Raw genomic sequence first — 10800 nt, forward strand, 5'->3', positions numbered from 1 at the left:
TATTTAATGAATCTTTAATCAATATTTTACATAGATTTATGTAGAATAAATCACTGAATTTTAACATAAAAACAATAGATAACTATCATAGGGGTTTAATAAATGATCGAAAGATATTCCAGAGAAGAGATGAGTTCAAAATGGACAATGCAGGCGAAGTATCAAGCTTGGCTAGACGTAGAAAAAGCAGTTGTGAAAGCTTGGGCAAAACTAGGAAAAATTCCACAGGATGATGCAGATAAGATTGTTGCTAATGCTGGTTTTAATATAGAGCGTATCGATGAGATAGAAGCAGTTACTCGCCACGACCTTATAGCATTTACAACAAGTGTCTCTGAAACACTTGGTGATGAGAGCAGATGGTTTCACTATGGTATGACAAGTTCAGACACTGTTGATACTGCTGTTGCTCTTCAAATGAAATCTTCTTTAGAGTTAGTTATAGAAGATGTTAAAATGATTATGGAGTCTATTAAAAAAAGAGCTATGGAACATAAGATGACTCTTATGGTAGGACGCAGTCATGGTATACATGGAGAACCAATAACATTTGGTCTTGTGTTAGCTGTTTGGTATGATGAGATGGCAAGACACTTGGAGAATTTAGAACAAACTCTAGTTGTTATATCTGTTGGTCAAGTTAGTGGAGCAATGGGTAATTTCGCACATGCTCCTTTAGAACTTGAAGAGTATGCATGTGAAGAGTTGGGTCTAAAACCGGCACCGGCATCTAACCAAGTTATACAACGTGATAGATATGCGAGACTAGCAACTGCTCTAGCATTAATGGCGAGCTCTATTGAAAAGTTTGCAGTACAAGTTCGTCACTGGCAGAGAACCGAGGTTTATGAGTGTGAAGAGTATTTCGCAAAAGGGCAAAAGGGCTCATCTGCAATGCCTCATAAAAGAAACCCTATCCTAACAGAGAACATAACAGGATTAGCCAGAATGATAAGAGCTTATGCAATACCGGCTATGGAAAATGTAGCTCTATGGCACGAAAGAGATATATCACACTCTTCAACCGAAAGATTTTGGTTGCCAGACAGTTTTATAACAACTGACTTTATGCTTCATCGCATGAATAACGTTATTGCTAACCTAACTGTTTATCCTGAAAATATGATGAAGAACTTAAACCTTACCGGCGGATTGGTTTTTTCTCAACGTGTTTTACTTGAACTTCCTATCAAGGGTGTTAGTCGTGAGGATGCATATAGAATTGTTCAAAGAAATGCTATGAAAGTTTGGGAAGAGATTCAACAAGGAAAACCTACTACTAATGAAGCTGGAGAGTCTCTATATCTTAACCATCTTTTAGCAGATGAAGAGCTAAGAAACTCTCTTTCAGAAGAGCAGATAAGAGAGTGTTTCAACTATGATTATTACACTAAAAACGTAGATAATATTTTTGCGAGAGTTTTTAAATAAAAGTTTAAAATATATAGGATAACCCATGATAACAATTATAAAGAGAAATGGCAGAACAGAAGCACTTGATATTACTAAAATACAAAAGTACACTTCAGCTGCAGTTTCTGGATTAAGCAATGTATCGCAAAGTGAATTGGAAGTTGATGCGCAGATTCACTTTCGTGATGGCATAACATCTAAAGAGATACAACAAACTTTAATCAAAACGGCTGTAGATAAAATAGATATTGATGCTCCTAACTGGACATTTGTTGCATCACGTCTTTTTCTATTTAACCTATATCATCAAGTAAATGGTTTTACAGGTTACTGCTCACTGGAAAAATATTTTAAAAGAGGGGAGAAAGAGGGGAGACTTCTGTTAGGCATCAGTGATATGTACGACCTTGAAATATTAGAAAAACATATAAAGCCTGAACGCGATATGCTTTTTAACTATCTAGGCGTCAAAACACTCTATGACAGATATCTTATTAAAGATAGGAACTCTGACCCTATAGAACTTCCTCAGCATATGTTTATGGCTATTGCCATGTTCTTGGCTCAAAGAGAAGAGGACAAGCATGAATGGGCTATTAAGTTCTATGATATGATAAGTCAGTTTCAAGTTATGCTTGCAACTCCAACTCTATCAAATGCAAGAACAACAAGACATCAGCTTAGCTCATGCTACATCGGTTCTACACCTGACAATATAGAGGGCATATTTGACTCTTACCAAGAGATGGCGATGCTTTCCAAATTTGGCGGAGGAATTGGCTGGGATTGGACTGGTGTTCGTTCAATGGGCTCTTATATTGATGGACATAAAAATGCAGCAGGCGGAACAGTTCCATTTTTAAAAATCACAAATGACATTGCTATTGCAGTTGACCAGCTGGGAACTAGAAAAGGTGCGATTGCCGTTTATTTAGAACCTTGGCATATTGATGTAAATGACTTTTTGGACCTAAAGAAAAACTCTGGTGAAGAGCGTCGCCGTGCTCATGATCTTTTTCCCGCAATGTGGCTAAATGATCTATTTATGCAAAGAGTTCAAGAAGATGCTATATGGACACTTTTTGATCCTTATGATGTTGGAGAGTTAGCTACACTTTTTGGTGATGATTTTAACAAGAGATACAAAGAGCTTGAAGAAGATGAGAGTATCATCAAAGAGAAGGTTAAAGCTAAAGCTCTCTGGAAAAAGATTTTAACATCTTACTTTGAGTCTGGTTCACCTTTTCTATGTTTTAAAGATAATGCAAACAGAGCTAACCCAAATAGTCACACCGGTGTTATTAGAAGTTCAAACCTTTGCACAGAGATTTTTCAAAACACTAACCCTAACACTTATAAAATAAAGTTTATATTTGAAAACGGAGAGAGCATCTCTTATGAAGAAGAAGAGATAGTAAAAGTTGACAGTGGACTAGAAAAACCTGCTAAGAAAGTTACTGCACTTGACTCTCTTGGTGGTCAACCAATCTATGTTGTAGAGAAAGAAAAAATAAATGGTGATACGGCCGTTTGTAACCTTGCTTCTGTAAATCTATCTCGAATAAATACAAAAGAAGAGATTGATAGAGTTGTACCGATTGCAGTTCGTGCCTTAGATAACGTGATTGACCTTAACTTCTATCCAATAGAAAAAGTAAAACGAACAAACATGAAAAGTCGTGCTATTGGCTTAGGTGTTATGGGTGAAGCTCAAATGTTAGCAGAAAACTGTATAGCATGGGGGAGCCAAGAACACTTTGACAAAATAGATGAAGTTATGGAAGCTGTTAGTTATAACACCATTTCAGCTTCTTCAGACTTGGCATTGGAAAAAGGTATATATCCTGAATTTGAAGGCTCTCAATGGAGCAAAGGCGTTATGCCAATGGATCATGCAAGCGCTGAAGTAAAAAACCTTGTTGATCGTGGCGGACTTTTTGCCTCTTCTTATGAGTGGGATGAACTTCGTTCTAAAGTTAAAAAACAAGGGATGAGAAACGGTTATCTAATGGCCATCGCACCTACTAGTTCTATCTCTATACTTACGGGTACGACGCAAGCTATTGAGCCTGTATATAAAAGAAAGTGGTATGAAGAGAACCTATCTGGTCTAATACCTGTTGTTGTACCTAATCTTTCACCTGAGACTTGGTCTTACTATACTCCTGCTTATGATTTAAACCAGACTCTTCTTATAAAAGCAGCAGCAATTAGACAAAAATGGTTAGATCAGGGGCAGAGTCTCAATATATTTATTACACTAGACAAAGCAAGTGGAAAGTACCTAAATGAGATTTACATGCTAGCTTGGAAACTTGGATTAAAATCAACCTATTATCTCCGTTCACAATCACCAGAAGTCAACAATGATGTTGAGGACAGAAGTATGGAGTGTGTAGGTTGTCAATAAAATGAAACCGCTACTTGTAAGAGAGCTGCCAACCTTTTTAAAGAGGTTTGGTAATTTTGTTGATGGTGAACTTAGACATGCAGAGGTCGTCTCACCTACTGTTATTAAAATCACTATTGCAGGGCAAGACAGCGCTAGAGGTTTTGACTGGCTAACAATAGAGTTAGAATTAAGCGGTGTTAGTGATGCAAGACTTACAGATAACTCCAAACTTCTACATGTTGATATGAGTGATGGAATAAATATAGTTTTTGAAGAAAACAGTTTTGCTTTTGGGATTGGTAATAATCACAATATATCTGGTATAAAAAATGCTACAACATTCATAATATCTTCTAGTATAAAATACAAAGAAGGGTCATTCTAAGGAGAAGCTGATGAAAAAGTACGATGTAAGAGGAAATATTTTAGGTTTTGAAGATACTATAAATGTAGAAATACATGAAATAGATGAGCTTTTTGCAACAATGCAAGATATAGATAACAAAGATATATCTTTTACTATTATAAATCCATACATGTTAAGAGAGTATTCATTTGATTTGCCAACAGATATAAAAGTTATTTTAGGCATAAATGAAAAATCTAATGTTAGTGTTTACAATATAGTAGTAATTCAAAAACCACTCGAAAACTCTACAATAAATTTTTTAGCACCAATTATTGTAAATAATGACAATAATAAAATAGGTCAAGCTCTACTTAATCCAAAAAGACATCCAGACTTCGGTATGAGTGAAACTATAAAATCTTTTAAAGAAAAATAATAGACATATTTAAAACTCATTAACACTCTATAAACAATTTAGTTATAAACTTTTATCATTAATGAAGAGGAATAACTATGAAAAAATTACTTTTATTGGGTTTAGTATCTCTAAACCTGGTTTATGCCCAAGATAGTGTAGAGTTTAAATATGCACCAACTGACACACAGAGACAACATCCTACAAGTCAAGACTATATACTCTCCTATAATAATATATTAGAAAATGTAAGAACAAGCGTCGTTAATATATCAACCAAAAGAACTCTCAACAATATGCAAGCAGAATCTAATCCGTTTATGAATGACCCCTACTTTAGAGAGTTCTTTAAAAACCAGAGACAAATACCACAAGAAAGAGTTCAAAGTGCACTTGGTTCTGGTGTTATAATCTCAAAAGATGGCTATATTATTACAAATAACCATGTTGTAGATGGCTCAGATATAATCAAAGTAAGCATTGCTGGAGATAAAAAAGAGTATGAAGCACAACTTATCGGCAAAGATGAAAAAAGTGATTTAGCAATAATAAAAATAGAAGCAAAAGATTTAAATGCTGTTACTTTTTACAACTCTGATAAAGTAAAAGTCGGTGATATTGTATTTGCTCTAGGAAATCCTTTTGGCGTTGGTGAAACAATTACTCAAGGGATAGTTTCAGCCACGGGGAGAAGCGGGGTAGGCATAGTAGAGTATGAAGATTTTATACAAACTGATGCTTCCATAAACCCTGGAAACTCTGGCGGGGCACTTATAAACTCAGCCGGACACCTTATCGGAATAAACTCAGCAATTATTTCAAAAAGTGGGGGAACGTTGGCATAGGACTCTCAATACCATCAAATATGGTAACCTCCATAGCAACCGAACTTATAAATAAAGGCAAATATAGTCGTGCTTATCTAGGTGTTGCAATTTCAGATATCAGTGCTGAAATGAGTAGCTTTTACAATGATAATTTTGGAGCATTAATAACAAGTATAGAAGATAACAGTCCTGCTTCCAAAGCTGGCTTAAAAAGAGGTGATTTAATAATTTCTGTTAATGGCAAAAAAATTGAGAGTGCAAGCGAGCTTAAAAATAATATAGGCTCACACTCACCATTAAGAGTTGTTAATGTTAAATTTTTACGAGACAAAAAAATTGATATTGTAAATGTAACACTTGACTCATTAGATAAGAAATCTGTTTCCGGAGAATTAACATATCAAGGACTTAAGGTAGTTCCGCTAAGCTCATCATATAAACAAGAACTTGGAGCTAACATAAACGGTGTGTTAGTTATTGAAATTGAAGAAAATAGTAAATCACAAACTTTGAATATAAAAAAAGGTGATATTATATTACAGATAGAAAATAGTGAAATAAGCACATTGGATGATTTTAAAAGAGCAATAGCCTCTCAAGAGAAAAAAAGATTTTTTATCTACCGTAGAGGTTCTATATTTGCAGTTGTGTTGTAGATTTATATATTGCACTTAGTGCTTTTAATTATTAAAATAGGAGAAAGAAATGCGAGTAGTTTGTCCTCATTGCAAAAGTGTTAATAATATACCACAAAAGGAGTCTTATAAAAAAGCAATTTGTGGGAATTGCAAAAAGTCACTTCTAGAGACAAAACCTCTAGAGCTAACAGATGCCAACTTTGATGAAGTTATAGTTAATAGCGATATTCCTGTTATAGTTGATTTTTGGGCACCATGGTGTGGCCCTTGTAAAATGATGGGACCAAATTTTGAAAAAAGTGCAACAAAATTTCCACTTAAAACGCTTTTTACAAAGGTAAATACTGAAACTGAACAAAATTTAGGTGCCAGATTTGGTATTAGAAGTATTCCTTCGCTTATAATATTTAAAAATGGCAAAGAGGTTCATAGAGCTTCAGGTGCTTTAGATGAGAACACTTTAAATAATTTAGTTTCACAATTTATATGATATTTAATAACTTATCATATAATATTTAATAATATGCAAAAGGACTCATTATGTCTAAAGACACTATAACACTAACGAATAATCGTGATGGAAAGAGTTATGAATTTCCAATATTAGATGCGACAATAGGTCCGTCTGTAATTGATATCTCTACACTCTACAAAGAGCTTGGAATGTTTACTTATGATGAGGGTTATACTTCAACAGCATCTTGTAAATCAAGCATAACCTATATTGATGGTGAGAAAGGGAAACTTATGTATCGTGGCTATAATATTGAATATTTAGCCAAAGAAAAAACTTTTTTAGAGACAGCTTACTTACTTTTAAATGGAAATTTACCAAAAAAAAATGAACTTGCCTATTTTTCTTTAGAGATGAAAAAGCGCTCTTTTGTAAATGAAGCCATAAAAAAACTTTTTGATGCTTTTCCAGATCGTGCTCATCCCATGGCAATTCTATCATCAGGTGTATCTGCACTTTCTACATTTTACTGCAAGCATTTAGAGATATTTACTAAAGAAGAATATTCAGAAATGGCAAATCGTATAGTTGCTAAAATTCCTACATTAGCAGCTTTTTCATATAGGTATTCACAAGGTTTACCTATTATTTATCCAGATATGAGCAGAGGATTTACTGAAAATTTTCTTTACATGTTAAGAGCTTATCCACATAATTTTGTTGAAATGAGACCTATTGAGATAAAAGCTCTAGATACTATCTTTACCCTTCACGCTGATCATGAGCAAAATGCCTCAACAACAGCTGTCAGAAACGTTGCATCTACTAATGCTCATCCTTATGCAGCTATAAGTGCAGGAATTGGCGCTCTATGGGGTAAAAGTCATGGTGGAGCAAATGAGAGTGTAATTCGTCAGCTAGAGATGATAGGTAGCGTTGACAGGGTAGATGAATTTATAGCAAGAGCAAAAGATAAAAATGACAGTTTTAAATTAATGGGTTTTGGTCATCGTGTCTATAAAAATTTTGATCCACGTGCAACAATACTTAAAAATATTCGCAATGATCTTGTTAACGAGCTAGATATAAGCAGTCAATTGATTGACGTTGCTAACAAAATAGAAGAGATTGCATTAAGTGACGAATATTTTATAAGTAGAAATTTATACCCAAATATTGATTTTTATTCTGGTCTTATTTTACAAGCACTTAAAATTCCCAAAGAGATGTTTGCAGTTATATTTGTAATTGGAAGAACACCAGGCTGGATTGCCCAATGGAGTGAATTAAATAGACAAAAAAGTGTTAAAATTGCTCGTCCTCGTCAACTTTACACTGGTCCATTAGACAGAACTCCAAAATATTAATATTTTGGAGTTTCTTAGTTTTTTATAAGCTGTGTTCTATTACTTAATATATGAACAACAATAATCTGTTACTGTTTTAATCTTTAAATCAAAAGATGAGTTTGCACCGATCTCAAAAGTTTCCGGTGTATTTAAAGTCTTCCAATCTTCGTTAGGAAGTCTAATTTCTAGCTCACCACTTAACATCTCCATTATTTCTGCTTCATTTGTTCCAAAAGTATATTCACCAGGCAACATAACCCCAAGAGATTTTATTGAACCATCTTCAAACTCAATTGTTCTACTAGTAACTTTACCGTCATAGTATATATTTGCTTCTTTTTTAAGACTTACGTTTTTAAAATCTGACATTATTTAATTTCCTTCTTTTATAACAATTTTAACATAATTTTAATTTAACTTTGACATTTTTTTAACCTCAATGATTAATTCCTTTTGTCTTTCATAAACATATTCCATAAGCATTGAGTCATCATTAGAATCTTCATCTAAATCACAAACAACCTTACAATAACCATCTGTATCTTTAGCTGTATTCATAATAACTTCTGCACCTAATTTTAGCTGCATATAACCATTATCAGATTTAGAGTTTGGAATATTAAAAACCAGTAAAACATCCCTTGACTTGATACTTTCAATTTTCTCTGTATATTTCACTTTAAAAGCAATTGACTTAATTGATAAGTCACATATATTTCCGTTAATTGTAATTCCATCTAACAGCATTGATATTGGTATTTTACTTGATGTTGTTACCCTCGCGTACTTTCTAGAATTTGCATTCGTTTTTAAAAATGTGAAATTTTCCAAAATTGCAATTCTTTTTTTTAAATCTATCTGTTTTATATCTGCTCGTATATCATATATAAAACTACTTGATTGTAAAACTGTTTCTTGCTCTATTTTCATAACAACACCTTGAAGCTGTTCAAAATTTACATATACAGTATCATTTGTTATTTTAACAATTTTTGATGGAGTATTAATAACCAATCCATTATAAATATTAAGCAATCTAAACTCTATTTCATCTTCAAACGCATCATCTAAAAGATTTTTTTCACTGACGAAAACTTGTGTATTGCTAGTGTGTTTAAGATAATCACTATGCATCTCTTTATGTGTAAAGTTTTTACTTTTTATTTTATCAAATGTAATAAGGATATCACCAAAATCTAGACTATTTAAATTAAATGTGAATACATCTATGAGTGGTTTATATTTTTGATTAGCAATATAATTTAATACTCTAATATGAAAATCATCTGCTATATCATTTATATCTTCAAAATGCATATTTTCAAAAAGTATCACATAATAATTTCTATCTAATTGAGAAAAAATGATTTTTTTTTCTAGTGCTGATTCCATAAATGATAATAATTTACCAAATAAATCTTCTAAATCTACAACATTTAAATCTTTTTGTAATTTTTCTATATTTTCTATACTTATTGTTATACAAGAGAGTTGTTTATGTGTAATATTACTTTGAATGAGTTTTTCTTTAAGCAGTTCTACAAAACTAACCCTGCTGGATATAAAATTTAACTGTCTAGATATTGAAGTGTCTAAATCTACATGTATTATTTTATCGTTATTATTTATACTTATACTCTCTAATATACACTTCTTTTTTCTATTAGAATTATCAACAATTGATTTTTTTATAACTATGTCTTCTTTTAAAAGTTCTTTAATATCAAGCCCGTATGAGATGTTTTCTTTAAACATTTCAAAATTATCACATTCAAAAAAATTTAATAATTGATTACTTACATATTCTAAACTACTGTTTTTATAAATCATAAAATTTTCTGATTGTATAGCTATATTTCCAAGTAAACGTTCTAAAACATCTTGTAAGTAAATTTTTCTATCTGCTTTTATTTTTATGATTGCTTTATCAGTATTTTGATTTTGGGTTATTATATCTTTTGCACCGAGCAAGTATGTTAATTGAAAAAATATTAGATTATATTTTTTTGGAATAAGAAAATATATTAGTGAATTTGTTTTTTCTTTAAATAGATTTTTCAATTTAATTGATATATCTTTATCTGCCTCATCCAACTCTATTACGTAAATATCATAGACACTAATTATTTTAATATTATCAATATCTAAAGAAACACTATTTTCAAAAGAGTCTAAAATTTTTTTAACATGTACTGACGATGATGTTTTAAAGTATAAATGGCAAAGACTCAATAACTCTCCTTAAATAACAAAAAGCAATATTTTTTGAATTAAATTATATCAAAATAAAATAATTATGACATTAGTTTTACTCTTTGTGAATGTGTTATAGCAACTGCTATAGCATCTGTAATATCAAGTGGCTTAATCTCTTTTTTTATATTTAAAAGACGCTTTACCATAAATGCCACTTGCTCTTTTGCTGCTTTTCCATTTCCAGTCAGAGATTTTTTTACTTGTAATGCTGTATATTCACTGAATTGTCCAAATTGTTGAAGTATTGTTAACATAATTGCTCCACGAAATTGGGCTAATTTTATAGTAGTTTTAGGATTATGAGCATAAAATATATCTTCCATAGCCACTTCGTCAATAGTGTGATTATTAAAAATACTTTCAAAAGCTTCAGCCATCTGTGGGATTTGAAATTGCAGTTCATCTGCTTTTATTTTTATAAGCCCGGCCTCAATAAGTGAAATTTTTCCTTTTTCTAAAGAGATAAGAGCATAACCCATATTCCTTGTACCTGGGTCTATTCCGAGAATTATCATTATATTCCTAATATATATTTTAAATTATAAAATATTATATACAAATAATTCGAATAAATAACTTTTTAATAATTAAGCATATATATAAATCATTTATTCACATAATCACATTGATGTTATTCACATAGTTTTAACTATATTTATGTAAAAAATTGATATTATTCACATATAAATTATTAAATAGGATTTTAT

11 protein-coding genes are annotated in these 10800 nt (G+C 31.8%); 8 read left to right on the forward strand and 3 right to left on the reverse strand.

Going from position 1 to position 10800, the window contains the following annotated elements; translation table 11 throughout:
- The first annotated feature begins 102 nt into the window (after positions 1-102).
- From purB to HUE88_RS13705, 8 genes are all read left to right on the forward strand, one after another.
- On the forward strand, positions 103-1431 hold the full coding sequence (gene purB, locus HUE88_RS13675; protein ID WP_194369846.1) for an adenylosuccinate lyase: 1329 nt from the start codon (positions 103-105) through the stop codon (positions 1429-1431).
- A gap of 25 nt (positions 1432-1456) precedes the next feature.
- Positions 1457-3823 (forward strand): ribonucleoside-diphosphate reductase subunit alpha, encoded by a 2367-nt coding sequence (locus HUE88_RS13680; RefSeq protein ID WP_194369847.1) that lies wholly within the window; start codon positions 1457-1459, stop codon positions 3821-3823.
- 1 nt (position 3824) lies between these two features.
- Positions 3825-4190 carry a hypothetical protein gene (locus HUE88_RS13685; RefSeq protein ID WP_194369848.1) on the forward strand — a complete coding sequence of 122 codons (366 nt, stop codon included), beginning with the start codon at positions 3825-3827 and terminating at the stop codon, positions 4188-4190.
- A 10-nt stretch (positions 4191-4200) separates the two neighbouring features.
- Positions 4201-4590: a flagellar assembly protein FliW gene (gene fliW, locus HUE88_RS13690; protein ID WP_194369849.1), complete on the forward strand. Its 390-nt coding sequence runs from the start codon at positions 4201-4203 to the stop codon at positions 4588-4590.
- 77 nt (positions 4591-4667) lie between these two features.
- Positions 4668-5414: a trypsin-like peptidase domain-containing protein gene (locus tag HUE88_RS13930; protein WP_229860102.1), complete on the forward strand. Its 747-nt coding sequence runs from the start codon at positions 4668-4670 to the stop codon at positions 5412-5414.
- A gap of 20 nt (positions 5415-5434) precedes the next feature.
- Positions 5435-6052: a PDZ domain-containing protein gene (locus tag HUE88_RS13935; RefSeq protein ID WP_229860103.1), complete on the forward strand. Its 618-nt coding sequence runs from the start codon at positions 5435-5437 to the stop codon at positions 6050-6052.
- 49 nt (positions 6053-6101) lie between these two features.
- Positions 6102-6524 carry a thioredoxin TrxC gene (trxC, locus tag HUE88_RS13700; RefSeq protein WP_194369851.1) on the forward strand — a complete coding sequence of 141 codons (423 nt, stop codon included), beginning with the start codon at positions 6102-6104 and terminating at the stop codon, positions 6522-6524.
- 50 nt (positions 6525-6574) lie between these two features.
- Positions 6575-7855: a citrate synthase gene (locus tag HUE88_RS13705; RefSeq protein ID WP_194369853.1), complete on the forward strand. Its 1281-nt coding sequence runs from the start codon at positions 6575-6577 to the stop codon at positions 7853-7855.
- Positions 7856-7894: 39 nt separating this feature from the next.
- On the opposite strand, the gene ppnP is transcribed toward HUE88_RS13705, so the two are convergent.
- From ppnP to ruvC, 3 genes are all read right to left on the reverse strand, one after another.
- Positions 7895-8206, reverse strand: coding sequence for a pyrimidine/purine nucleoside phosphorylase (gene ppnP / locus HUE88_RS13710; protein ID WP_194369855.1), 312 nt, complete (start codon positions 8204-8206; stop codon positions 7895-7897).
- A 39-nt stretch (positions 8207-8245) separates the two neighbouring features.
- Complete coding sequence (locus HUE88_RS13715; RefSeq protein WP_194369857.1) at positions 8246-10069, reverse strand: hypothetical protein; 1824 nt, start codon at positions 10067-10069, stop codon at positions 8246-8248.
- 62 nt (positions 10070-10131) lie between these two features.
- A complete protein-coding gene (gene ruvC / locus HUE88_RS13720) occupies positions 10132-10608 on the reverse strand; it encodes a crossover junction endodeoxyribonuclease RuvC (protein ID WP_194369859.1) in 477 nt (158 codons plus the stop codon).
- Positions 10609-10800 lie beyond the last annotated feature (192 nt).

Source organism: Candidatus Sulfurimonas baltica (assembly GCF_015265455.1).
Classification (GTDB): Bacteria; Campylobacterota; Campylobacteria; order Campylobacterales; family Sulfurimonadaceae; genus Sulfurimonas; species Sulfurimonas baltica.

Excerpts from the sequence above, each read along its gene's own strand:
- purB (WP_194369846.1), top strand. The coding sequence starts at position 103 with ATGATCGAAAGATATTCCAGAGAAGAGATGAGTTCAAAATGGACAATG.
- HUE88_RS13680 (WP_194369847.1), top strand. The coding sequence starts at position 1,457 with ATGATAACAATTATAAAGAGAAATGGCAGAACAGAAGCACTTGATATT.
- HUE88_RS13685 (WP_194369848.1), top strand. The coding sequence starts at position 3,825 with ATGAAACCGCTACTTGTAAGAGAGCTGCCAACCTTTTTAAAGAGGTTT.
- fliW (WP_194369849.1), top strand. The coding sequence starts at position 4,201 with ATGAAAAAGTACGATGTAAGAGGAAATATTTTAGGTTTTGAAGATACT.
- HUE88_RS13930 (WP_229860102.1), top strand. The coding sequence starts at position 4,668 with ATGAAAAAATTACTTTTATTGGGTTTAGTATCTCTAAACCTGGTTTAT.
- HUE88_RS13935 (WP_229860103.1), top strand. The coding sequence starts at position 5,435 with ATGGTAACCTCCATAGCAACCGAACTTATAAATAAAGGCAAATATAGT.
- trxC (WP_194369851.1), top strand. The coding sequence starts at position 6,102 with ATGCGAGTAGTTTGTCCTCATTGCAAAAGTGTTAATAATATACCACAA.
- HUE88_RS13705 (WP_194369853.1), top strand. The coding sequence starts at position 6,575 with ATGTCTAAAGACACTATAACACTAACGAATAATCGTGATGGAAAGAGT.
- ppnP (WP_194369855.1), bottom strand. The coding sequence starts at position 8,206 with ATGTCAGATTTTAAAAACGTAAGTCTTAAAAAAGAAGCAAATATATAC.
- ruvC (WP_194369859.1), bottom strand. The coding sequence starts at position 10,608 with ATGATAATTCTCGGAATAGACCCAGGTACAAGGAATATGGGTTATGCT.